The sequence below is a fragment of the Actinomyces sp. ICM47 genome, from assembly GCF_905369875.1.
GTDB lineage: Bacteria > Actinomycetota > Actinomycetes > Actinomycetales > Actinomycetaceae > Pauljensenia.
Genome location: NZ_CAJPJE010000038.1, coordinates 1 through 22,915, shown reverse-complemented (window position 1 = coordinate 22,915; position 22,915 = coordinate 1). Strand labels below are relative to the sequence as shown.

General features: G+C 64.1%; 21 protein-coding genes and 1 pseudogene. 8 read left to right on the top strand and 14 right to left on the bottom strand.

The window, feature by feature from the left end:
* Positions 1-341: 341 nt before the first annotated feature.
* The 10 genes from QZ149_RS07825 to QZ149_RS07780 all read right to left on the bottom strand — a co-directional run bounded on the left by QZ149_RS07825 (position 342) and on the right by QZ149_RS07780 (position 10,661).
* Positions 342-1,001 carry a hypothetical protein gene (locus tag QZ149_RS07825; protein WP_291450790.1) on the bottom strand — a complete coding sequence of 220 codons (660 nt, stop codon included), beginning with the start codon at positions 999-1,001 and terminating at the stop codon, positions 342-344.
* A gap of 90 nt (positions 1,002-1,091) precedes the next feature.
* Positions 1,092-2,186, bottom strand: a complete 1,095-nt coding sequence (locus QZ149_RS07820; RefSeq protein ID WP_291450789.1) for an ankyrin repeat domain-containing protein — start codon at positions 2,184-2,186, stop codon at positions 1,092-1,094.
* A 45-nt stretch (positions 2,187-2,231) separates the two neighbouring features.
* A complete protein-coding gene (locus QZ149_RS07815; protein ID WP_291450787.1) occupies positions 2,232-3,221 on the bottom strand; it encodes an ATP-binding protein in 990 nt (329 codons plus the stop codon).
* A gap of 86 nt (positions 3,222-3,307) precedes the next feature.
* Positions 3,308-4,120: a hypothetical protein gene (locus tag QZ149_RS07810; protein WP_291450786.1), complete on the bottom strand. Its 813-nt coding sequence runs from the start codon at positions 4,118-4,120 to the stop codon at positions 3,308-3,310.
* Complete coding sequence (locus QZ149_RS07805; RefSeq protein WP_291450784.1) at positions 4,120-4,848, bottom strand: ABC transporter ATP-binding protein; 729 nt, start codon at positions 4,846-4,848, stop codon at positions 4,120-4,122. The genes QZ149_RS07810 and QZ149_RS07805 overlap by 1 nt, the downstream gene beginning before the upstream one ends.
* A gap of 18 nt (positions 4,849-4,866) precedes the next feature.
* Positions 4,867-5,229, bottom strand: coding sequence for a GntR family transcriptional regulator (locus tag QZ149_RS07800; RefSeq protein ID WP_291450783.1), 363 nt, complete (start codon positions 5,227-5,229; stop codon positions 4,867-4,869).
* Positions 5,230-5,399: 170 nt separating this feature from the next.
* A complete protein-coding gene (locus tag QZ149_RS07795) occupies positions 5,400-7,766 on the bottom strand; it encodes a glycogen/starch/alpha-glucan phosphorylase (RefSeq protein WP_291450782.1) in 2,367 nt (788 codons plus the stop codon).
* Between the two features lie 677 nt (positions 7,767-8,443).
* The gene (locus QZ149_RS07790) at positions 8,444-8,986 is read right to left on the bottom strand and encodes an LPXTG cell wall anchor domain-containing protein (RefSeq protein ID WP_291450781.1); all 543 of its coding nucleotides are present in this window, start codon (positions 8,984-8,986) and stop codon (positions 8,444-8,446) included.
* Between the two features lie 200 nt (positions 8,987-9,186).
* Positions 9,187-9,816: a MarC family protein gene (locus tag QZ149_RS07785; protein WP_291450780.1), complete on the bottom strand. Its 630-nt coding sequence runs from the start codon at positions 9,814-9,816 to the stop codon at positions 9,187-9,189.
* On the bottom strand, positions 9,813-10,661 hold the full coding sequence (locus QZ149_RS07780; protein WP_291450779.1) for a PHP domain-containing protein: 849 nt from the start codon (positions 10,659-10,661) through the stop codon (positions 9,813-9,815). The genes QZ149_RS07785 and QZ149_RS07780 overlap by 4 nt, the downstream gene beginning before the upstream one ends.
* A gap of 239 nt (positions 10,662-10,900) precedes the next feature.
* On the opposite strand from QZ149_RS07780, the gene QZ149_RS07775 reads away from it, so the two are divergent.
* From QZ149_RS07775 to QZ149_RS07765, 3 genes are all read left to right on the top strand, one after another.
* On the top strand, positions 10,901-12,361 hold the full coding sequence (locus QZ149_RS07775; RefSeq protein WP_291450778.1) for an amino acid permease: 1,461 nt from the start codon (positions 10,901-10,903) through the stop codon (positions 12,359-12,361).
* 15 nt (positions 12,362-12,376) lie between these two features.
* Positions 12,377-13,375 carry an asparaginase gene (locus QZ149_RS07770; RefSeq protein ID WP_291450777.1) on the top strand — a complete coding sequence of 333 codons (999 nt, stop codon included), beginning with the start codon at positions 12,377-12,379 and terminating at the stop codon, positions 13,373-13,375.
* 123 nt (positions 13,376-13,498) lie between these two features.
* Positions 13,499-15,007, top strand: a complete 1,509-nt coding sequence (locus tag QZ149_RS07765) for an aminopeptidase P family protein (RefSeq protein ID WP_291450776.1) — start codon at positions 13,499-13,501, stop codon at positions 15,005-15,007.
* A gap of 39 nt (positions 15,008-15,046) precedes the next feature.
* Here QZ149_RS07765 and QZ149_RS07760 read toward each other — a convergent pair whose 3' ends face one another.
* Positions 15,047-15,856, bottom strand: a complete 810-nt coding sequence (locus tag QZ149_RS07760) for a general stress protein (protein ID WP_291450775.1) — start codon at positions 15,854-15,856, stop codon at positions 15,047-15,049.
* A gap of 104 nt (positions 15,857-15,960) precedes the next feature.
* Here QZ149_RS07760 and QZ149_RS07755 point away from each other — a divergent pair, with 104 nt between their 5' ends.
* From QZ149_RS07755 to QZ149_RS07740, 4 genes are all read left to right on the top strand, one after another.
* Complete coding sequence (locus QZ149_RS07755; protein WP_291450774.1) at positions 15,961-17,265, top strand: CBS domain-containing protein; 1,305 nt, start codon at positions 15,961-15,963, stop codon at positions 17,263-17,265.
* Entirely contained in the window at positions 17,258-17,815 is a 558-nt protein-coding gene (locus QZ149_RS07750) for a DUF1003 domain-containing protein (protein WP_291450773.1), read from the top strand. Before QZ149_RS07755 ends, QZ149_RS07750 begins: the two co-directional genes overlap by 8 nt.
* A gap of 45 nt (positions 17,816-17,860) precedes the next feature.
* Complete coding sequence (locus QZ149_RS07745; RefSeq protein WP_291450772.1) at positions 17,861-18,991, top strand: Mrp/NBP35 family ATP-binding protein; 1,131 nt, start codon at positions 17,861-17,863, stop codon at positions 18,989-18,991.
* Between the two features lie 245 nt (positions 18,992-19,236).
* Positions 19,237-19,866 (top strand): O-methyltransferase, encoded by a 630-nt coding sequence (locus QZ149_RS07740; protein ID WP_034504737.1) that lies wholly within the window; start codon positions 19,237-19,239, stop codon positions 19,864-19,866.
* 271 nt (positions 19,867-20,137) lie between these two features.
* Here QZ149_RS07740 and QZ149_RS07735 read toward each other — a convergent pair whose 3' ends face one another.
* The 3 genes from QZ149_RS07735 to dapE all read right to left on the bottom strand — a co-directional run bounded on the left by QZ149_RS07735 (position 20,138) and on the right by dapE (position 22,419).
* A complete protein-coding gene (locus tag QZ149_RS07735; protein ID WP_291450771.1) occupies positions 20,138-20,302 on the bottom strand; it encodes a DUF3117 domain-containing protein in 165 nt (54 codons plus the stop codon).
* A gap of 193 nt (positions 20,303-20,495) precedes the next feature.
* Positions 20,496-21,221, bottom strand: a complete 726-nt coding sequence (locus tag QZ149_RS07730) for a TIGR00730 family Rossman fold protein (protein WP_291450770.1) — start codon at positions 21,219-21,221, stop codon at positions 20,496-20,498.
* Between the two features lie 49 nt (positions 21,222-21,270).
* The gene (gene dapE / locus QZ149_RS07725) at positions 21,271-22,419 is read right to left on the bottom strand and encodes a succinyl-diaminopimelate desuccinylase (protein ID WP_291450769.1); all 1,149 of its coding nucleotides are present in this window, start codon (positions 22,417-22,419) and stop codon (positions 21,271-21,273) included.
* A 136-nt stretch (positions 22,420-22,555) separates the two neighbouring features.
* Between dapE and QZ149_RS07720 the strand changes: the two are divergent.
* Positions 22,556-22,915: pseudogene (locus tag QZ149_RS07720) on the top strand (phosphomannomutase); the annotation flags it as partial.

Genomic DNA, 22,915 nt, shown 5'->3' with positions numbered 1-22,915 from the left:
TAATACCCCGCTAAGTGGTGTAACACCACTGAGCAACAAGTATCAGTGCGGCGACATGCCACGACTCTCCAGTCAAAACACGAGGCAACGCAGCTCAGCGGCGACTGAGGAGACGGTTCACCACCGAGAATTACACGCCGACAGCAACACCACTCCCCACCATTGCCACTTTCGTAAGCTAAATTCACGCAAGATCATCACACCATTCCACACTAAACCAAGAAAGGATCAAGGTGGCACATTTCAACCAATAATCGAAACATCGACTATCGAGACATACGCCCACCGAACCTCAGTGCGCAAACCAACAGATTATTCAGCTGCACAGCAGAGACCAAAAGTCACTTCACTTGCGAGAAATTAGGCATTTTAGGAAGAATCGGCACAATAAAGTAAATTACCAATGCAAGAACACACAGGGTAGTAGCAAACGAGAAAGACACGTTATACATAGGAACCAAAACGGTAAATTCATTACCACCCTCTTGACATCCCTTCTGAACACACCCCCATACCAAGGTATACGAATCCATCATCCGCGGAAACAGAAGACCAATTACACCAAGAAAAGCATACGAAACATATGACAGCCCCTTCCCATTCTCAAGATTTCCAAGCAGAGACATTTGTAGCGCAACAGAACCCATAAAGATCACAAAAATAACAAAAGGCTCAATGAATGAAACACTTCCACTTAAATCACCGATTGACAGAACTAGAGATTCCGTTGGCATAAATTTCAAAACAACAAATAGAACGCCAAACACGAACGCAAGATAAGCGGACCTCAAATAATATAATCCTTTTGCGCCATCAATAATAAAAAGAAGAAGAAGACCAAGCAAAAAGAGCAACGGGAGAAGAACGAACATCCTTGAGATACCAACATACCTAAAACCCTCCCAAGCACAACATCCCACAGCAATAAGAAGCAGAACAGTTGCCGTCACATAAAAGATAATCTTCCAAGTCTTCGATGACTGAATTGTTTCAACACTCATAGAGGCAGTGTAACAGACACACGAATTTTACGCAACATGCTAATCCGCGTTTTAGCAGGGGAAACTAACCTTACAGTTACTCCTGCAGATTCACCGCCCCACGTTCGGCAAATCCAGCTCCACAAGAACGGGGTTCAAGCGCACCCATTCCACGGCCAGCTCCGTGACGTCGTCGGCTGCCTGGTGGGACATGGAGCGGCACTTCAAGGAAGCGACGGCGGCCTCGGCCCGAGCCACGGAGGCAGGCGGCATCGGCAGGCCTGAACGCACGACAACACTGAGATACTGGTCCAGCAGCTTCCCAAAAGAACGATCCCAGTTGATGCCGCCGTTGTCGTACACTTCGTGGCCAACCCGCCCCGCAATGCGAATGACCTCGCCCTGCAGCGTCTGACACTGGCCACTGTCGGGCACGAGAAGATCCCATAATTGCCCGTACTGGCGCAGAGCAGGCACGGACGGATCCAGCTCCAGCCGCTCCCCCACTACAGGCGCACGCTGCGCCTCCCGCTGTTCCACCCCGAACAGCGCGCACAGCTCCGACAACGCAGCCGAGGCCTCGTCGAACGTCGCCTGAGACACCGTCTCCGGCAGACCGTGCGTGATGAACGTGCAGCGCATCCGGTCCATGGCCCGCAGCGCGATGGGCACACGCTCGCCGACAGGTGCCCCAACGGACAGAAGCAACCGAATCACCGCGAGCGCGCGTGGGGCGTCCAGGAAGTTGTGCCAGGACACCACGTTCTCGACAAGCGTCGCCTTCCCGTACACCCTCGAGTCGGCAACAACCATCGGATCCGCGCCCCACGCAATCATCCGCGACACGTCGGCGATGGGAAAACGCTCAACGACGCCGAACAGCGCCGTCTGATCGGAGGTGTCGCGGGCGTTGATGTCGCCTCCGCGAGCGATCAGCATCGGAATCTGGTCGAGGCATCGCGAGCTCACGCGCGCGTGAATCGGGGTACGTTCGTACCGATCACGCGAGTTGATGTCCTCGCCCCGCGCGAGCAGGAAGTCCGTGATCTCCTCGGCGGCCGGGAAATGCATGAGCCGCGACTCATAGGCGGAACCCCGCAGGTACGCGCCGACCTCGCAGCGCTCGACCGCCTGAGCGACGGCCTCGACGTCCCCGGATGCGATGATCTGCTTGATGTCCGCGGGCAGGGTCTTGCGCAGGCGCATGCCTACTCTCCTCTCTGAGTTCCTGGGGCCAGCCTCACCGCGCGCCTACTCCCCCTCAGACGACCCGACACCGTGCTTCGCGCGCTCCGTGAGCACGCGCTCGACGACGCGCGGCAGGCGGGTGGGGGTGTCGCGGTGGCGGCTCATGGCGAGGAACAGACGGATGCGGCTCAGCGGCGAGACGCGCACGGATTCGGGCCAGCGCGCGGCCACGTACTGCACGGCGTCGGCGACCTCAAGGCGCCGCGTCGAGTTGCCGACGCGCACCCACAGCTCGGCCTCGCCCTTGCCCTTGGGACCCTTGAGGTACACGGGGCGCGTGGACGGCGGGATGGTCACCCGGCATACTTCCTGGGGTCCGTAGCCCTCCTGGGGGTCCGAGGCCTCGGCGAAGTCGAGGAGCGGCAGCGCGGCGGCGTTGGTGCCCAGGCGCTGGCCCCACAGGTCGCGGATCCACAGCTCGAAGCGGTCGGCGTCCGGGGTCTTGAGGGTCGCGTAGTCGGGGCCGAGGCCGATGAGGCGACCGTCGTCGTCCACGCCGATGAGGAGGGTGCCGCCGCCGGAGTTCATGAACGCGGCGACCGTCTTGGCAATGACGGTCTCCATGGCGTCGTCGCGTTTGCCAGCGCGCATGTTCCAGCGGGCGCTGGACTTGAATTCGAGGGAGTCGGATTCGCCGCGCTTGGCGACCTCGGCGATGGGTTCGAGGCCGGGGCGCGGGTGCAGGTAGGCGACGATCAGGGACACGATGATGACCACGACGGCGGCCACCGCCGCGGCCACGCCGATCATCGCGGGGCGCCACATGTCGGAGGAGGAAAAGATCCAGCCTGCGACCAGCAGGCCTCCCCACAGGCCCCCGAGGCCGGTGAGGGTCGCCGAGGCCGTGGACATCGTCATGCGCGAGGCCAGGAGGCGACGCACGACCAAGCCGATGAGCCATGCGATGACGAGAAGGAGGACCTGGATGCCGACCCACCGCAGCAGGTCGGGGTTCTGAGGCGTGGCCCTAAACTGCGGCCCTCCAGCGGTCATCTGCGCTCCTCATATACAAAGTCGGCGGCGGGATCGGATGTCACCACCCTATCCCACCGCCGACCACCGATCAGCGCATCACGCCATCAGCGCAAGGACGTGTGTTTCTCGATCGAGCGGGACGCCCACAGCCCCAGAATCAGGGCGAACAGGGGCACGAGGATGTAGGAGCCGATGCCGATGACATTGGGTTGGCCGTCGGTCCCCACCGTCGCCCGGTACGAGGTCCACATGATCTCGGTGGAGAAATGGCCGTCGGTCGTGACGGACAGCGGAAGGAAGAACGTGCCAACCGTGGAAAGCACCTGGTTCACGATGTACAGCAGGACGAAACCGATGATGGGCGCGCCGAAGCCGAGGTGATTGAAGCGGCCTTCCGCACCGATCGTCATGACGGCGCAGCCCTGCACGATCCACGACATCGACAAAACGATCTGCACCGCAATCATGATGACAACGGTAGATGTGGGCATTCCGGCCACGACGGAACGCGGTCCGGCCGTGTACTCGGCGAGGCTGATGCCGTCGCTCCACGCGGCAGACGCCGCGACCGCGATGATTCCCCCAACGGCCAGGGCGAGGGCCAGGAGGCACTCGATCACGATGCGACTCACTTTCGCCCAGAAGATGACCGTGCCGGAGATCGGCAGGCTCATCGTGAAGTAGCCGCGCTGCCCGTAGAGGGTCTTCCAGTAGTCGGCCAGGGCCGCGATCGCGCATGCGGCCGGTGTGAGCGCGCACAGGGCGTAGGCGAGCATCGCGGTGGAGCCGCTGATCCCCGGCAGCCCTGCGGCGACGATTCCTGCGGCAACCGCGATAACAGCGATAAACGCCCCGCAGGAACGCGCATCCGCCACGAGGCGCGACCGGATTTCGTATGCAAGAAGTTTGGTGTACATCAGCGGTACTCCTTCCGGAAGATGGCGTCGAGGGAATCGCCATGCGTGGCCCGCAGGTCGTCGGCGTCTCCTTGTAGGAGGACCTGTCCGTCCTTCATGAAGAGCGCGTAGTCGACGAAGTGCTCAATGTCGGAGATGAGGTGGGTGGACATGATGAGCAGCGACGCGGGGTCGAACTCGCGCAGGATGCCCTCGAGGATGACGTCGCGCGTCGCCGGGTCGACGCCGCTGATGGGCTCGTCGAGCAGGTACACGCGGGCGCGCCGGGACATGATGAGGCTGATCTGGAGCTTCTCCCCCATGCCCTTGCTCATCTCGCTGAGGCGGCGGTCGGTGGGCAGCGCGAAGAAGTCGATCATCGAGGCGGCTTTGTCGGCGTCGAAGTCAGCGAAGAACGTGGAGTAGACGCGGATCGCGTCCTCCGCGGTCCAGTCGGTGTTGAGGAAGTCGGCGTCGGGCAGGTAGGAGACGATTGCCTTGGTGGCGACGCCGGGTGCGTGCCCGTCGATGGTCACGGTGCCCTGGTAGTCGGAGAGGACTCCGGCGAGGATCTTGAGCAGCGTGGTTTTACCGCAGCCGTTGGGGCCCATGAGGCCGACGATGTGCCCGGCCTCCAGGCTCAGGTTGTAGTCGCGTAGAGCGGGGGTCGAGCGGTAGCTCTTCGTCAGGCCGGCGACCTCGACGAGGCCTGGGCCGGTCGCGCTCGCGCCCGTGGGTTGGGTGGTCATGAGAGTTGTCCTCCTGTATTACAGGTCCGCATCCCAGCGTTCATCTACGAGGCCGTGGGCACCTTCGCGGTCAACACCGAGGGCTTGGCAGGCGCGGATGAAGGCGTCTGCCGCGGCGCGAGCGTCCTCCTGGCGGAGGGTGCGTAGCGCGGTGTCGTCGGTGGCGACGAATCGTCCGGCCGTCCGCTTGGGGACGGTGAGTCCTTCGTCGTCGAGGGCGGCGAGGGCTCGCTGGACGGTGTTGGGGTTGGTGCCGGCCTCGATGGCGAGGTCGCGGACGGAGGGGATCTTCTGGCCGGGCTTCCACGTGCCGTCGGTGATACGGGCGCGGAAGTTGTCGGCCAGCTGGATCCAGATGGGGCGGGTGTCATCGATGCGCATCGATGTGTCCCTCCTGTCTTGCTGTATTAATACACTAATACAATGACACAGTTTTCAAACTGTGTCAATCCACTAATACAGTTCAGTCACATGCTGACACACTCGCACGTTTCCAGACACGGAGAAAGGCCCGGAACCATGCGGTTCCGGGCCTTTCCTACGCGAATGCGTCAGGCGATCGGCGCACCCTCGATGTGCCAGACCTCGCGAGCGTAGTCGGAGATCGTACGGTCCGAGGAGAAGCGGCCGGAGCGGGAGATGTTCGCCCACACGCGCTTGTTCCAGGCCTTCTGGTCGCGATAATCGGCGGCCATACGATCCTTGGTCTCACGGTAGGAGGCGAAGTCGCCCAGGACGTAGTACACGTCGGCCGGATCGTAGCCGCCCTCGAGGATCGAGTGGCGGATGTCGTAGAACCAGCCGGAGTTGTTGTCATTGAGCGTGCCATCGGTCAGGGCGTCGATGACGCGCTTGAGGCCGGGGACGTTCTCGTAGTGCCAACGGGGATCGTAGTGGCGACGCAGCTCGGGCAGCTCATCGTCGGTCGCGCCGAAGATGTAGGCGTTGTCCGCGCCCACGGCCTCGAGAATCTCAACGTTCGCGCCGTCCAGGGTGCCCAGGGTGAGGGCACCGTTCATCATGAACTTCATGTTGGACGTGCCCGAGGCCTCCTTGCCAGCCATCGAGATCTGCTCGGAGACGTCGGCGGCGGGGATAATGTGCTCGGCGGGCGACACGTTGTAGTTGTGGACGAAGACGACCTTGATACGGCCGTTGATGTCCTTGTCGTTGTTCACCAGTTCACCAATGGCGTTGATGAGCTTGATGATGGCCTTGGCGCGGATGTAGCCGGGGGCAGCCTTCGCACCGAAGATGAACACGCGGTTCGGGGTATCCAGCGTCGGGTCGTCCTTCATACGGAAGTACAGGTCCAGGACGTAGAAGGCGTTGAGCAGCTGACGCTTGTACTCGTGCAGACGCTTGATCTGAACGTCGAAGATCGAGTCGGGATCGATCTCGACACCCTCGCGTTCCTTGATCCACGCGGCGAAGTCGACCTTGTTGGCGTGCTTGATCTCGCCCAGGCGCGTGAGCACATCATCGGTGCCAGCCTCGGTGAAGTCAGAGAGCACGGTGAGGTCGCGGACCCACGCGTCGGAACCGGTGACCTCGTCGAGGAGGGCGGCCAGGCGGGGGTTGCACTGCTTGAGCCAGCGGCGCGGGGTCACGCCGTTGGTCTTGTTGTTGAAGCGCTCAGGCCAGATGGCGTACCACTCCTTGAGGGTGTCGCGCTTGATGATCTCCGTGTGGAGGGCGGCGACGCCGTTGATGGAGTAGGACGCGTAGCAGGCGATCCAGGCCATGCGCACGGTGTTCCCAGAGACGGGGGCCATGTAGTCGATGGTGCCCTGGTCGAGGCCACGCTCGGCCATGTCGATACGGAAGCGACGGTCGATCTCGCGGACGATCTCGGCGATGCGCGGGAAGAGGCGGTTGAAGATGTGGATGTCCCAGGTCTCGAGGGCCTCGGCCAGAACCGTGTGGTTCGTGTAAGCGAAGGTCTTGGAGACGACTGCCCAGGCCTCTTCCCAGCCGAGGCCGTGCTCGTCCATGAGGATGCGCATGAGTTCGGGGATGGCGAGGACCGGGTGGGTATCGTTGAGCTGAACGGCGTTGTACTCGGCGAAGCCGTTCAGGTCGGTGCCGTGGTGACGCACGTAGTTCTCGACGATCTCCTGCAGGGAGGCGGAGCAGAAGAAGTACTGCTGGCGTACGCGCAGGACCTTGCCCTCGAACGTGGTGTCGTTGGGGTACAGGACGCGGGAGATGTCCATGGTGCGCTCACGGTCGATGATCGCGTCGGTGAAGCGCTGGGAGTTGAAGGCGTCGTAGTCGAACTCTTCGATGGGTTCGGCCTTCCACAGACGCAGGGTGCCCACGTTCTTGGTGCCGTAGCCGGTGATCGCGATGTCGTAGGGGACGGCACGCACGGTCAGGTCGGCGTAGGAGACGATGCGAGCGAGCTCTTCGCGGCGGGTGACGAAGGGGTAGCCCTCCTCCATCCACGGGTCCGGGTGCTCGGTCTGGAAGCCATTGTCGAAGAGCTGCTTGAACAGGCCGTAACGGTAGAGGATGCCGTAGCCGCGCACGGGCAGGTCCAGGGTGGCGCAGGAGTCCAGGAAGCAGGCGGCGAGGCGACCGAGGCCACCGTTACCGAGGGCGGCGTCCGGCTCCTCTTCGAGAACCTGGCCAAGATCGAGGCCGTAGGCGGCGAGGGCTTCGCGAGCCTTCTCGACGAGGCCAAGGTTCGACAGGTTGTTCAGCAGGGCGCGGCCCATGAGGAACTCAGCGGAGAAGTAGTGTTCCTGGCGGCCCTTGGCGTAACGCTCGGTGGTGGCGGCCCAGTTGTCAGCGATCTGATCGACGATGGCAGCGGACAGACCCTGCCACACCTCCATCAGAGTCGAGTCTTCAACGGGGCGCCCGGAGGTCGCACGCACGTGCGAGGGCAGCGACTGCGTCAGATCCAGCGTCATATGACTTCCTTTTTCGTGTCTATGCCCTCCCGCCAAGCGGCGAGCCCCGGGTAGGGATCGGGCCTCACCTTAGAGATTACCGATCCGCGCAGCTAATTCCCTGTTTTGACCATTCTCTGGGAGATTCACCACCCCTCTCACGTGACCAACTACACCCCCGAGCAAGGCCCCATGACTAAAGACCCAACCCCCACACTCCCCTACCAGCTCACGCGAGGCCGGACCTGCGCGAAGACTCACGAGCATCACACAATGACAGCAGGAACACTGAACTGGCCGGGTGGAGAGAATCGCAGGGGCCGAGGCTTCTCCCAATCCCGGAGAGCACAGCGCTGCACACGATAAGGCACCACAGCGGAGGTACCCAACATCAGGGGTGTGCCCCTGCGGGGGCACTGCCCGCAGGGGCACATATACAGGAAAGTGGCACCCCTCGGGCGAGCGATGCCACTTTCCATCACCGGTTCATCATGAGGGCTCAATTCATGGTGACTTTCGATACTCCCATTGTGCATGTGACGCGCATATCAGTTCAAGGCGAAACACCTCGTTTTCGTTGCAAATCTGCGGTACATCCGTGCACATTTGTGCATAAAGTCGCTGCAAGCTGCAAAAACTAGACAAAACGCGGGCCTGCTCGATTCGAGCGGACCCGCGGATTTTGTCAAGCAAAAATCTCAGTGACGCTTGCGCGCGCTCACGAGGGTCACACCACCAGCCAGGGCGATGACGCCAGCGCCCGCAGCGATCGACGCAGAGGAACCGGTGTTTGCCAGCATCGGGGTAGAAGCCTCAGCAGGCTCGTTCGTGTGACGAATACCGGAACGAACGGTCACAGGAGCCGGACCTTCGGCGGGAGTCAACTCACCATGGGTGGTCACGCCGGTCCCAGAACCAGGGGCGACCGGCTCGGGAACAGAGGGTTCCTCGCTGGGGGTGGGCGTCTGAGGCTCGGGGGTAGGCGTCGAAGGCTGCTCCGGACCGGGGCCGGGGTTGGACGGCTCGGGGGTCGGCGGCTCCTCGGGACCAACGACCGGGGTGGAAGGCGAGGGAGTGGGCTGACCAATAGAGGGGTTACCCTTCGAAGGCTCACCGATGGAAGGGTTCCCCTTCGCGCCGTCACCAATCGGAGACTCAGCTGCGAAAGCGATGCCGGTGGAAGCAGCGATGATGCCGAAAGCCGCCGTCGCGGCGAACAGGGAGGCAGTCGTCTTCTTCATGATCTCTCCTGAAACGGATGTGATGCGGGATGAATGCACAACCCTGACCGGCACCGGTAGTGTCAGATCAGGGATTTACCCTTACCCTACAACACTTCCTGACCATCAAGAAGAGTTTTCCTAAAATCACACCAGACAACTCTGTCTGTCACATTAAAATTTAACTCAAATACCGAGTAATTCACACCCTTCTCATAAGTTCAAGAACCCTGGAACGTCGCAATAAACTTGAAAATTCCCTCCATGATGAGTTGCGTTGCAATAGCAGCGAGAAGCAAACCTGAGATCTTAGTCAACAGCATGATGCCCCCGGGTCCCAGCAGCCGAGAGAGGATGAGCGAAAAGCGCATCGTCAGCCACATGACGACGTGCGCCAGCACCACGGCCAGGACGACGGCGATCCACGATCCGACGTTCGTTCCAGCCTGCCCGACGGCCACCATGACGGCGACGATCGAGCCGGGACCAGCCAGCAGCGGCGTCCCAAGGGGAACGAGCGCAACGTTGACGCTTTCGTCCCCCGTATCAGGTGTCGAAGAGTCAGTGCCCATGAGGAGTTCCATGGCGACCAGGAACAGCAGGACACCGCCGGACAGCTGCAGCGCCTCCATCGAAATGCTCAGGAGGCGCAAGATCTGTCCGCCGAGGATCGCGAATGTCAGGATGACACCGAAGGACACGGAGGTCGCTTGGATCGCTGCCCGCCGCTGCTTGGCCTGGGAATAACGAGACGTGAGTCCCAGGAAGATCGGCACCGTGCCGATGGGGTCCATGATGACCGTCAGCGTCGTGAAGGCGGTGGCGAAAAGGGTAACGTCGACGAGGCTCACGGCTGCACCACCTCGATGTTCCCTTGCGCGATGACCTCGGCGATGATGTCGGGGTCGGTCGTGTTTTCGCCGATGCGGTTGGGCTTGCCGGTGCCGTGGTAGTCGGAGGATCCAAACTCCGCGAGTCCCAATTCCTTGGCGATGCGGTCAACGTCGGCGCGATCCTCAGGAGCGTGGTCGCGGTGGTTACGCTCGATACCGAAGAGACCTGCCTGAGCCATCTGCGCGATAACGGCCTCGGGCAGCAGCCGCTGACGCTTGCGGGCGCGCGGATGCGCCAAGACGGGTACTCCCCCGGCCTCACGCACGCAGCGCACCGCTTCGACCGGGTCGGGTGCCCAGTGGTGCACGTAGTAGGGACCCGACGGGTGCAGGGCCTTGACGAATGCGGCGCTGCGGTCGGGGAAAGCACCGGCGGCGACGAGCGCGTCGGCGATGTGCGGACGTCCCACGGGGCCACCCTCGGGCGCGAAAGCGAGCACATCCTCCCACGTGATCGGGTAGTCCGCGCTCAGGTTCTCGACCATGCGAAGGGCGCGCGCCTCGCGGTCCTCCCGGGTTCGCCGGAAATTATCGACGAGGCCGGGGCTGGCCGGGTCGAAAAGGTAGGCCAGCAGGTGCACGGTGATGCCCGATGCTGAGCAGGACATTTCAGCACCCCGAATGAGGGTGACGCCGGTGTCGGGGACAGCGGATACAGCTTCGTCCCATCCGGTCGTCGTATCGTGATCGGTCAGCGCAATCGCGTCCAGCCCCGCCTCGGCGGCAATCGCGAGGAGCTGCGCGGGCGTGTCCGTTCCATCCGAGTAAGCACTATGAGTATGGGGGTCAATTCGCTTCACCATCTGAGATTACCGCATTAATCCGATCACACCACCAGGCGTTGGAGGAGGTCGCTGCGAGCACGCCGAGGCCTCGTGAAAACCACTGATTTTGAGCGGTGGGACGTCGTCTCTCCGCACGTCTTTTCACGGGTCTCAACCCGCCGTTGCGCATATGCCCACCCCCGGCGAGACGCCGATCACTGTAGGAAACTGACTGCACACGGCCATATGGCCCCCTCAACACCGATTGGAGTACACGCGTGTCTGACAAGGATCAGACCCAGGTGTCTACCGCGACCGATGCGGGAGACGCCGGGTATAACAAGGCTCTGAAAAACCGACACATCCAGATGATCGCCATCGGCGGCTCGATTGGCACCGGCCTGTTCCTGGGTGCCGGCGGCCGCCTGGCCCAGGGCGGCCCAGCGCTCGCCTTCGCCTACGCAGTGTGTGGCGTCTTCGCATTCCTGATGGTCCGTGCCCTCGGCGAGTTGGCGGTGCGTCGCCCCTCCTCGGGCGCGTTCGTGTCCTACGCTCGCGAGTTCCTGGGCGAGAAGGGCGCGTTCATCACCGGATGGTTCTTCTTCCTGGACTGGGCCGTCACCGTCATGGCTGACATCACCGCTGTGGCGCTCTACATGCACTACTGGACAATGTTCGAGGCCATCCCACAGTGGGTGATCGCCCTCATCGCGCTGGCCCTCGTGTTCGTCCTAAACATGCTGAGCGTGAAGGCCTTTGGTGAAGCCGAATTCTGGTTCGCGATGATTAAGGTCGCGACGATCCTCATCTTCATGGCTGTCGCTATCTGGGCGATCATCACGCAGGCGCACATCGCCGATTACACCGCGGGCGTCCACAACATTTCCGAGTCCGGCGGTTGGTTCCCCGAGGGCCTGGCCCCCGTGTTCGCCCTGACCCTGGGCGTCGTCTTTGCCTTCGGCGGCACCGAGATGGTGGGTGTCGCAGCCGGTGAGGCGAAGGATGCCGCAACAATCCTGCCCAAGGCCATCAACTCGATGGTTATCCGTATTTTCTTCTTCTACGTTGGCTCCGTCGTTCTCTTTGCACTGGCGCTGCCCTACAACGCTTACTCGTCGAATGAGTCCCCCTTCACGACGTTCTTCTCCGGCATCGGCGTTCCCCACGCGGGCGACATCATGCAGGTCGTCGTCCTGACCGCGGCGCTCTCCTCGCTGAACGCCGGCCTTTACGCGACCGGTCGCACGCTGCGTTCGATGGCGCTCGTGGGCGAGGGGCCGCGCTACGCTGCTCGCCTCAACAAGAACCACGTGCCCTACGGCGGCATCATCATCACCGCGTCACTCGGTCTGCTGGGCGTTCTACTCAATGCCTTCGTGCCGCAAAACGCTTTCAACATCGTCATGGACCTGGCGGGCATCGGCATCGCTGGCACCTGGGCGATGATCCTCATCTCGCACCTGGCGTTCCTGCGCAAAGTCAAGCGCGGCGAAGCGCAGCGTCCCGAGTTCCGCATGCCCGGCGCTCCCTACACCAACTACCTGGCGCTGCTCTTCTTCGCGGTGGTCGTTGGTTCCAACGTGACCTCCGAGTCGGGCCGCTGGACCCTCGCGCTGTTCGCCGTGGTCGTCGTCCTCATGGTCGCCGGCTGGTACTACGTGCGCGGGCGCGTCGGCAACCTGACCGACGAGGCCGCCGCCTCGCTCCAGGGTGACGAGCCCCTGGTGTCGGGCGACTGATCGAAAGGACTCACCGTGCGTCTTCACGTCACGTATGCCGGTGGAACCATCGGCATGGTCGATTCCCCGGAGGGTCTGCGTCCCGGCGCGGACCTGCAGGGGTGGTTCGGCTCCCAGCTGGAGGGCATCGAGCTGGCCTCGAACATCACGATGTCGACGCTGGACCCGCTCATCGACTCCTCGGAGGCCACTCCCGAGGACTGGCAGGCCATCATCGACGACATCAATGCGCACGCCGAGACGGCCGATGCCTTCCTGGTCCTGCACGGCACGGACACGATGGCCTACTCGGCTGCTGCCCTGTCCTACGCGCTGGCGAGCATGGGCAAGCCGGTCGTCTTGACCGGCTCCCAGTACCCGCTCGGCGTGGTCGGCTCGGATGCGTCGGCGAACGTCACGGGTGCGCTGCGCGCCGCGATTTCACGCCACGCGCGCGGGGTCATGCTGTTCTTCGGGCACAAGCTCCTGGCCGGCAACCGGGCCACCAAGACCTCGTCGTGGGCCTTCCGAGGCTTTGAGTCGCCCTCCGTGTCCCCGATGGCCCGCACGGGCGCCCCGTGGCGCTGGTACGGCGCTCCCCATCCGGGCACCGGCTGGACCGATCCCAGCCCGTACACGCGCCAAGATGTCGCCGTCATCGACGTGGTTCCCGGCATGAGCGCCGCCCGACTGCGCGCGATAACGACGCCCCACCCGGACGCTCTCATCCTGCGCACCTTCGGCGTGGGCAATATCCCTGCCTCTGAGCCGGGCCTGGTGGATGTCCTGGCCGAGCTCGCCAACGCCGATGTGCCGATCATCGTCGCCTCCCAGTGCTACCAGTCCGAGGTCATGCTCGGCCACTACGAGGCTGGCAACGCCCTGGCGCAGCTGGGCGCGATCGGCGCGCACGACATGACGCTCGAGGCCCTCTACGCCAAGACCGTGTTCCTGCTCTCGCAAGACAAGCGCGGCGCAGACTTCAAGCGTTGGATGGACCTGTCCATCGCGGGAGAACTCACCCTCCAGGACTGATCCTCTCCCACACGACCTACCCCGGCCTCGTCCCCGCACCTGCCGCGCGACCTGGGAACGAGGCCGGGGTTTGTCATGCCCCCGGGCACTCCACCGGGGCACTCACAGCCGTAGAATGGGCCCATGAGCGAAGAAGAATCCCAGTCAATGGCCGACCGAGGCGAAAGCCGCTCCCGTCAGCCCCAGTCCTCCGCGTTCCGCGAGTTCATCGGCTCCGGATGGGCTCCACGCCCCACCGACCTGCCCAAGCGTGAACGCGTCGCCGATTTCCTCACCGACCGCACTCTCAAGGCCGGTGCCCCCTTCCCCGGCGAGCGCCTCGTCATCCCCGCGGGTCCCTACAAGGTCCGCTCGAACGACTGCGACTACCGTTTCCGCGCGCACTCCGCGTTCGCGCACCTGTCGGGCCTGGGCGGCGAAAAGGAACCGGATACGGTCATGGTGCTCGAACCGAACGAGGACGGCACCCACACCGCGCTGTTGTTCTTCAAGCCGCGCGCCTCGCGTTCCTCCAAGGAGTTCTACGCCAACCCGCGCTACGGCGAATTCTGGGTGGGTGCGCGCCCGTCGCTCGAAGAGGTCTCGGCCGCGACCGGCCTGGAAACCCGCCACATCGACACGCTGCGCGACGCGCTGTCCAAGGACGCCGGCCAGGTGAGCCTACGCATCGTACGCGGCGTGGACGCCCAAATCGAAGACATGGTCAACGAGATCCGCATCCAGGCGTCCCTGCCGTTTGGCGACGACGCGCGCGACGAAGACGAGGCCCTCGAGGAGCGCCTGTCCGAAATCCGCCTCAAGAAAGACGCCTACGAGATCGAGGAAATGATCCGCGCGGTCGAGGTTACCAAGGCCGGCTTCGAGGACATTATCCGCGTCCTGCCGCGCGCCGTGGGCCACCGCCGTGGCGAGCGCGTCATCGAGGGAGCCTTCGCGGCGAATGCCCGCGAAGAAGGCAACGGCCTGGGCTACGACACCATCGCGGCCTCCGGCAACCACGCGAACACCCTGCACTGGATCGACAACGACGGCGAGGTGCGCGAAGGCGACCTGGTGCTCGTCGACGCCGGCGTCGAGGTCGACTCCCTCTACACGGCCGACATCACGCGTACACTGCCCGTCAACGGGCGCTTCACCGAGGTCCAGGCCCGCGTCTACCAGGCCGTGCTCGACGCCTGCGAGGCCGCTCTGGCCCGCGCCAACCAGCCCGGCTGCCGCTTCAAGGACGTACACGACGCCGCTATGGAGGTCATCGCTGCCCGCCTGTACGAGTGGGGCATCCTGCCCGTCACGCCCGAGGAATCCCTGGCCTCCACCGGCCAGCAGCACCGCCGCTGGATGCCGCACGGCACCAGCCACCACCTGGGCCTGGACGTGCACGACTGCGCGAAGGCGCGCGCAGAACTCTACCAGGGCGCGCTGCTCGAGCCGGGCATGATCTTCACGATTGAGCCGGGCCTGTACTTCCGTGCCGACGACCTGCTGATCCCCGAGGAGTACCGAGGCATCGGCGTGCGCATCGAGGACGACGTCGTGGTAAACGCCGACGGCACCGTCACGCGCATCTCCGAAGACATCCCGCGCACCATCGCGGACGTCGAGGAGTGGATCGCGCGTATCCAGGGACGCTAAGCGCGCCCCGCGCGGATTTTTTCGCTGGAAGCGCGCCGCTTAGGAGCGCTGATCCGACGCCTCGGTCTGGTCTCCCTCAGGGGACGAGGCCGGGGCGTCGTTGCGTCCTTCAGGTGCGGGTTGTGCGGGTGCGGGCTGAGCGGGTGCCGCAGTCTGCGCCGCTTCGCTCTCCGACGCGGAGGACGCCGGGGAGACGGCCTGCGTGACCTGTGAGGGTGCCACGGCCTCGTCCGTGCTCGACGCAGCCGAGGCCTCGGGTGCCACGCTCGGGATATCCCCTTCCTTGGTCGCAGCGCCAAAACGCGGGCGGCCGTCGGGGAAGAAGCCGACAGAGTCTTTCTTCGGGCGCTCTGTCACCTCGCGCGCACGCTTGGGGCGTGCCATGTTGCCGGGGGTGCGCTGCAGGAGCGTGAACGCGCGGTCGATGTCCGAGGCCGCCAAGATCGCGTAGCGCTCGGCAACGACCTGCTGAGAGGACAGGAGGTCACGGTTGCGGCCTCGCAGAATAAACGCCAGTGCAGACAGGGCCATGCCGACAAGCGCACCGATGACGATGCCGCCCACCACCCAGGTGCCCGTGCCGCCCGCGTTCTGTCCCGCGGACATGAACATGCCCGCAAGCGCACCCCACAATCCGCCGCTGGACGCACCCGACATGGACGCCCGAGCAATCGTCAGGCGACCCGTCACACGCTCCACCATGTGCAGATCCGTGCCGACAATCGTGATCGACGAAACGTCGAAACCGTAATCGGACAGGAAATCAACACCCGCTCGAGCCTGCGCGTAGGTCTGGTAGGACGCAACCTCCGTACCCGTCGGCATCTTCGGTTCCATCACAATGGCCATTTCTCTCTCCAATCACCACAGCAACGGTGGCGTGGGACGCATTGTCCACCCGGCACCGGCTCTCCATTACGACGCATTGAACATCATCAGCCTAAAATGATTGGGTGAGCATTGCATCTATTGAGGTTGGCACCAAGGGCCGACGCGTCTACATCGGAAAGCTTGCCGGCACCGGTGTTTTCGACCCTTTGGGCGACCAAGTCGGCAAGATTCACGATGTCGTTGTCATCTTTCGGCTGAAATCTGAAGCCAACGTCATCGGCTTCGTCGTCGAGGTCGGCCCGCGCAAACGCGTGTTCCTACCGCTGACCCGCGTGACGTCCATCGAAGCCGGATCGGTCATCACGACGGGCCTGCTCAACATTCGTTCGTTCACGCAGCGCCCCATCGAGACCCTGGTGCTGTCCGAACTCTTCGACCGCGTCGTCACCATGAACGACGGCTCCGGCCAAGTGCGTATCCTCGACGTTGCTATGCGTCAACGTCGCCCCAAGGACTGGGTGATTTCCACGCTGCACGTCCAGCGCATGCGTACCTCGTCCCTCGGCTTCACGCGCAGTGGCGAGACCCTGACGGTCGACGTGACCGAGGTGTCGGGCCTGCTCAAGACCGACTCCAACCAGGCGGCCACCGCACTGCTTCAATACACGGAAGACATGCGTCCCGCCGACCTGGCAGACTTCATCCACAGCCTGCCCCAGGACCGCAAGATGGCGGTTGCGCAGCAGCTGACCGACGCGCGCCTAGCCGACGTACTCGAGGAGCTGGGTAACGACGACCGCATTGCCATCGTGTCAGCGCTGGAGGCAGCACGAGCCGCCGACGTTCTCGACGTCATGCAGCCCGACGACGCAGCCGACCTCGTCGCCGAGCTGCCCGCCGCCAAAGCACAGTCCCTGCTGGCCCTCATGGAACCCGAAGAGGCCGAGGACGTGCGTCGACTCATGACCTACGAGGAGTCCACCGCGGGTTCGCTCATGACCACCGAACCGGTCGTTTTCGGCCCCAATGCTACCGTCGCGCAAATGCTCGCCGCCGTGCGCCGCGAGGACATCCCCGCCTCCATCGCGACCGTTGCCTTCATCGCGCGCCCACCCCAGGAGACCCCGACCGGCCAATACCTGGGCATGGTCCACATTCAGCGCGCACTGCGCGAACCCCCACAGACCCTGCTCGGCACGATTCTTGACCGCGACATCGAGGCCGTGGACCCCAACGCGCACATCGCGAAGGTGACCCGACTGCTGGCCACCTACAACCTGACGGTTCTTCCCGTCGTCGACGAGGACGGGCACCTACACGGCGCCGTCTCGGTCGACGACGTGCTCGACGAACTGCTGCCCGAAGACTGGCGCGATTTCGATGATGACATCACCGACCGCATGATGGCAAGGAGCATCGATGGCTGATCGTCTCGACAACCCGCTCGAAAAGCGCCGCGGGTTCTTCCGTCGCCCCGGCTCCGGCGGAGGCGACGGCTTCGGTCGCTTCGCCGAGGCCACCGCGCGCTTCATGGGGTCCCCCCGCTTCGTCCTCTACATGACGATCTTCGTCGTCGCCTGGATCGCCGCGAACCTCGTGCTCGCTGGTGTCAGCGTAAAATTCGCGTGGGACCCCTACCCCTTCATTCTGCTGAACCTCGCGTTCTCAACCCAGGCCTCGTACTCGGCCCCGCTCATTATGCTCGCGCAGAACCGCCAAGACGCGCGCGACCGCGTCGTCGCTGAACAGGATCGCCTGCGCGCCGAACGCAACCTCGCCGACACCGAGTACCTGGCCCGCGAGATCGCCGGCCTGCGCCTGGCCCTCCAGGACGTCGCCACGCGCGACTTCGTGCGCTCCGAACTGCGCGATATGCTCGAGGACCTGCGAGCCGAGATCGCCGCAGACGCCACCAAGGCCTCGGACACCGACACGGACGGTCACCAGGACACGGAGGGACATTCTCAGGCCGACTAACCGCCCCCCTAGAAGATGGGCACACCGGCCAGTAGAGTGGAGTCCATGCCAGTCACGCTTGAATCCGTCATGGACGCTCTCGGCCAGGTCATCGACCCCGAGATCCGCCGCCCCATCACCGACCTCAACATGGTGACCCCCGACCTGGTCACGATCGATGGCTCGTCCGTCGCGATCAAGGTCCTGCTCACCACCGCCGGGTGCCCGCTGCGCACCCAGATCACGAAGGACGTCTCCAAGCGTGTGGGTGCCCTCGACGGCGTCGAGAACGTCACCGTCGAAATGGGCGTCATGGACGAGGCCCAGAAGAAGGCGCTGCGCGAAAAACTCAACGGTGGTCGCCCCGAGCGCGAGATCTCGTTCTCGCGTCCCGACTCCCTGACCCGCGTCATCGCCGTCACCTCCGGTAAGGGCGGCGTCGGCAAGTCTTCCATGACCGCGAATCTGGCCGCCGCGCTCGCCGCGCAGGGACTCAAGGTTGGTGTCATGGACGCCGACATCTACGGCTTCTCCATTCCTCGCATGCTCGGCGTCGACCACGACCCGCAGGTCATCGACGGCATGATGATCCCGCCCGTGGGCGTCGGCGGCATCAAAGTCATCTCCATCGGCATGTTCGTGCCCGACGGCCAGGCCGTCGTGTGGCGCGGCCCCATGCTGCACCGCGCCCTCCAGCAGTTCCTCGCCGACGTCTTCTGGGGCGACCTGGACGTCCTTCTCATCGACATGCCTCCCGGCACGGGTGACGTCGCGATCTCCATCGCCCAGCTGCTGCCCAACTCGGAGATCCTCGTCGTGACGACCCCGCAGGTCGCGGCCGCCGAGGTCGCCGAGCGAGCCGGTTCCATCGCCGCCCAGACGAACCAGAAGGTCATCGGCGTCGTCGAAAACATGTCCTTCCTGCCTCAGCCCGACGGCTCGCGCCTGGAAATCTTCGGCGCGGGTGGCGGCGAATCCGTATCCGCGCGCCTGACCGCCCAGCTCGGCTACTCGGTGCCGCTCCTGGCCCAGGTGCCCCTCGACATCGCGCTGCGCGAGGGCGGCGACCGCGGCGAACCCGTCGCCGTCGCCTCCGGGCCGGCCGCCGAGGTCCTCACAGCCCTCGGTACGACCCTCGCGTCGGTCAACCGGGGCCTCGCCGGGCGCCCGCTCGGGGTCTCCCCCATCCGGCACTGACAAGCCCCGTCAGCGTGTGCACCACGGCCTCGTCCTCATCGACGAGGCCGTGGTTGCGTCGCGCGGAGTTTCCTCCTTTTCGAGGGCCTTCAGCACGCACGCGTTTTGGTGTCGTCTCCTTTTTAGCGGGAGACCGGAGCGCCAACGCGCCCGCGTCACGCCTCGCCTGTACCCTGATGGCTGGAGAGGGGCGCACACGTGTGGACGCACCTACCCGAGGCGACCGAGGAAACGTGAGGATAGCGATGGCGGATAAGGCCCAGACATGGGTGTATACCGAAGACTACGTGGCAGAGAGCAATGCTCTGGCTGCCGCGCGCGCTGTTGCATCCGAACTTGGAGCCGCCCCCGTTTCCTCCGGTACCGGAGCCGCCCTGCGGATGCTCGCCGCCGTCGCAGGCGCGCGCGCCGTCCTCGAAGTGGGCACGGGTGCAGGAGTGTCAGGCCTATGGCTCCTGGACGGCATGGCCCGCGACGGCGTCCTCACAACCATCGACGTCGAGTCCGAGCTACTGGGCTACGCGCGCCGCAACTTCGCAGCCGCCGGCCTGTCCTCCCACCGTACGCGCCTCATCGCCGGGCGCGCCCTCGACGTGCTACCCCGTATGGCGGCGCGCGGCTACGACATGGTTGTCCTCGACGGCGACCTGGATGAGACACCGCAGTACCTGGACCACGCCGTGCGTATTGTCCGCCCCGGCGGCACCATCGCCTTCGTGCACGCCCTGTGGCACGACCAGGTCGCCGACCCCGCACGCCGCGACGCACGGACCGTCGTCGCTCGCGAGGTCGTCAACTACCTGCGAGACTCCGATGAATTCGTGCCCACCCTCCTGCCCGTCGGAGACGGCCTGGCGGTCGCAGTCAAGCGCTGACGGCGCTTTCGCGTGCCATCTGGGCGCTCTCTATTCCGCACGCAAACCCTCTGTTCCATACGTGGGCATCCCCGCCGACGCGCCGATCAGCGGGTTCACGTGCGGAACAGCGGTCCCAGGCCCCAAATAGCAGGCCCCGCGGCAGCCGGACACCACAGGCACCGCGGTGATCGCACACCGGACGCAACACGGGAAGACACATCGCAGGCACCAAACGGCGACACAAAAGCGGTGGGACAGGCTGTGCCCGTCCCACCGCAGTTATGCTTATTCAGATTGCCGCAGTCAGCACCTCGGCCAGTTTGCCGGCTTCCTGCGGACTCATCTCGATAACGAGGCGACCGCCCCCTTCGGTGGGAATACGAACGACAATGCCGCGACCTTCAGCGGTCGCTTCGAGGGGGCCATCCCCCGTGCGAGGTTTCATCGCTGCCATGTTGAGGACTCCTTCTCAGAGTTCTGCCGCCGCCATCTGCGGTGGAGCACCTCATCAATCTTACCGGATAACTGATGATTTTCCTTGGCAGGTTACACAGTCTCACACATAGAAACTCAGCCATCAGATCAATTTTGTGTGGCAATTGAAAGGTTTTTCCTCGTCAACGCCCCTCACACTCGCGCATCAGCAACTAAGCACCTGTCGCCAGGCGCACCGCCTCCTCCGGATCATCAACAACGTGCAGCAGGTCGACGTCGCCCGGAGAAATCATGCCCGTATTCACCATCGAGGAACGGATCCACTCGACCAGTCCCGACCAGTACTCGGTACCCACAAGCACGAGGGGGAAGGAACGAATCTTGCCGGTCTGCACCAGGGTCGCCGACTCGAAAAGCTCATCCATTGTGCCAAAACCGCCCGGCATAACGATAAAGCCCTGCGAGTACTTGACGAACATGGTCTTGCGTGCAAAGAAATACCGGAAGTTCACGCCGCGGTTGATCCACTGGTTCATGCTCTGCTCGTGCGGCAGCTCAATGCCCAGGCCCACGGAGATACCGCCTGCCTCCCACGCGCCACGGTTCGCGGCCTCCATCACGCCCGGGCCACCGCCCGTAATGACCGCGTAGCCGCGCTGAACCAGGAGTTCGCCGATCCGCTGAGCACACTGGTACCAGGGTTCGTCTGGACGCGTGCGCGCGGAACCGAACACAGAAATGGCGGGGCCGACCTTCGCCAGGGCCTCGAACCCTTCGACGAACTCGGACTGGATCCGCAGAACACGCCAGGGGTCCGTATGCTTCCAGTCCGCGCTGTGTTCGGTCTGAAGCAGCGAAGCATCGGCCGTCAGGCGCGGGATCTGGTCCCCGCGCAGAACGACGGATCCGCGGCGGTAAGTTTCTTCCGGGGTAGTCATGGTCTCTCCTGACGGTCATGGTGGGTGGGGCGCGGCGCGCCCGGGCCCGCTACTGCGCGAGCAGGAAGGCACGCAGGGTCTCGTGCACCCTGACAATATCCGAGACGGGCGCGTGTTCGTCGCGCGTGTGCGCGAGCAGCGGATCGCCTGGCCCGAAGTTCATCGCGGGCACTCCCACCTGCGTAAAGCGGGCAACGTCCGTCCACCCGACTTTCGCGCTGAGCGCGAGCTGAACCCCGGCCTCGTCCGCGACGCGACGGGCGACGGACAGGAAGCGCTCGGCGACGGGCGAGTCCGCCCCAGGCCGCGCACCCTCGCACAGGTCATCGACTTCGATGGTTGCGCCGGTTCCTTCGAAGAGACCGCGCACCCATTCCAAGGCGTCGTCGGCGCGTTTGGAGGGCGCGAAGCGGTAGTTGACGGTCATGGAGGCGGCCTCGGGGATGACGTTGTTCGCTATGCCGCCCTCGACGCGCACGACGGAGAGGGATTCGCGGAATTCAAGGCCGTCAACCACCTCGATGGGGTTACCGAAGGACGCGATACGCTCGATGACGGGGGCCATCGCGTGAATCGCGTTAACGCCCATCCAGGCGCGCGCCGAGTGCGCAGCGCGTCCCGGGAAGTGCGCGATGACGCGCAGAGTTCCGTTGCAGCCGCCTTCAACGTGCGCGGCAGTGGGTTCGCCCAGCAGAGCGAGGTCACCGGCGAGCCACTGCGGGTACAGGCGCTGGATGCGGCCCAGGCCGTTGAAGTGCGAGGCGACTTCCTCGTGGTCGTAGAAAATCCACGTGACGTCTGCGGTGAGCGCCTCGCGTGCGCCGCCCCTGATCAAAGCACCGGCCTCGCATGCAAGAGCCAGGGCGGCCGCGCAGCCGCCGAGCATATCGACTGAACCGCGCCCCCACACGACCTCGACGCCGTCACGCACCTCGAGGCGTCCAGGAACATTCTCGGCGATGGGAACCGTGTCCAGGTGCCCGGCAAGGACGACGCGCTGCGGCAGCCCGAGGTGGGTCCGCGCGCACACCGCATCCCCGTCGCGCAGGATCTCCAGGGTGTCCACCGAGCCGAAGCCCGCGCCACGCAGCGCCGCCTCGACCGCGTCCGCGAGGGGTCCTTCCTCTCCCGACACCGAGGGGATATCGATCATCTGGCGCGTCAGCGAGAGCGCATCGGTCGCGTCCGTGAGCTGCATGGGTCCTCCTTTGTGATTGCTTCCAGGATACCGGCGCACTCCCCCACCTGCGTCTGTACACACGCTGTGCGAGAGACGCAACCTGTTCGTCTCGCTCCGTTTTTGCGAGTCCGCTTCATAGTGTTACCCTCAGCACATGACACGCTGTGCTGGCCCGTCGCTATTTGCGGGTATCGCTTCTTTCTTGTCCGCTGCTACCCGTGGTCGATTCCGCCTGATCATCGGATACGAGGCCTCGCACACCGGGGATCTCGCCCGCGATGGTGCCGCAATCATTGAAGGGTTGGGCGGTCATGCTCTGCTCATGCCGCGCGCACTACCGGCACCGCTGACAGCTTTCTCGGTGCGCATGGTCATGGCCGACGGGGCGCTCTACATCCACAGCAGCGGCGAGGCACTGATCTATCTGGGTGGGCGCGCGGTCGACCGCTCGCGTGAGGGTGCGCTCGCCTCCGAGGCCGAACTCTCCCTCATCGACGAGGCCGCGGTCAGCGAC

What these genes read in the sequence shown, in the direction of transcription:
- QZ149_RS07825 (WP_291450790.1), bottom strand. Translation starts at nt 1,001, where the DNA reads ATGAGTGTTGAAACAATTCAGTCATCGAAGACTTGGAAGATTATCTTT.
- QZ149_RS07820 (WP_291450789.1), bottom strand. Translation starts at nt 2,186, where the DNA reads ATGCGCCTGCGCAAGACCCTGCCCGCGGACATCAAGCAGATCATCGCA.
- QZ149_RS07815 (WP_291450787.1), bottom strand. Translation starts at nt 3,221, where the DNA reads ATGACCGCTGGAGGGCCGCAGTTTAGGGCCACGCCTCAGAACCCCGAC.
- QZ149_RS07810 (WP_291450786.1), bottom strand. Translation starts at nt 4,120, where the DNA reads ATGTACACCAAACTTCTTGCATACGAAATCCGGTCGCGCCTCGTGGCG.
- QZ149_RS07805 (WP_291450784.1), bottom strand. Translation starts at nt 4,848, where the DNA reads ATGACCACCCAACCCACGGGCGCGAGCGCGACCGGCCCAGGCCTCGTC.
- QZ149_RS07800 (WP_291450783.1), bottom strand. Translation starts at nt 5,229, where the DNA reads ATGCGCATCGATGACACCCGCCCCATCTGGATCCAGCTGGCCGACAAC.
- QZ149_RS07795 (WP_291450782.1), bottom strand. Translation starts at nt 7,766, where the DNA reads ATGACGCTGGATCTGACGCAGTCGCTGCCCTCGCACGTGCGTGCGACC.
- QZ149_RS07790 (WP_291450781.1), bottom strand. Translation starts at nt 8,986, where the DNA reads ATGAAGAAGACGACTGCCTCCCTGTTCGCCGCGACGGCGGCTTTCGGC.
- QZ149_RS07780 (WP_291450779.1), bottom strand. Translation starts at nt 10,661, where the DNA reads ATGGTGAAGCGAATTGACCCCCATACTCATAGTGCTTACTCGGATGGA.
- QZ149_RS07765 (WP_291450776.1), top strand. Translation starts at nt 13,499, where the DNA reads ATGAGCGAAGAAGAATCCCAGTCAATGGCCGACCGAGGCGAAAGCCGC.
- QZ149_RS07760 (WP_291450775.1), bottom strand. Translation starts at nt 15,856, where the DNA reads ATGGCCATTGTGATGGAACCGAAGATGCCGACGGGTACGGAGGTTGCG.
- QZ149_RS07750 (WP_291450773.1), top strand. Translation starts at nt 17,258, where the DNA reads ATGGCTGATCGTCTCGACAACCCGCTCGAAAAGCGCCGCGGGTTCTTC.
- QZ149_RS07745 (WP_291450772.1), top strand. Translation starts at nt 17,861, where the DNA reads ATGCCAGTCACGCTTGAATCCGTCATGGACGCTCTCGGCCAGGTCATC.
- QZ149_RS07740 (WP_034504737.1), top strand. Translation starts at nt 19,237, where the DNA reads ATGGCGGATAAGGCCCAGACATGGGTGTATACCGAAGACTACGTGGCA.
- QZ149_RS07735 (WP_291450771.1), bottom strand. Translation starts at nt 20,302, where the DNA reads ATGGCAGCGATGAAACCTCGCACGGGGGATGGCCCCCTCGAAGCGACC.
- QZ149_RS07730 (WP_291450770.1), bottom strand. Translation starts at nt 21,221, where the DNA reads ATGACTACCCCGGAAGAAACTTACCGCCGCGGATCCGTCGTTCTGCGC.
- dapE (WP_291450769.1), bottom strand. Translation starts at nt 22,419, where the DNA reads ATGCAGCTCACGGACGCGACCGATGCGCTCTCGCTGACGCGCCAGATG.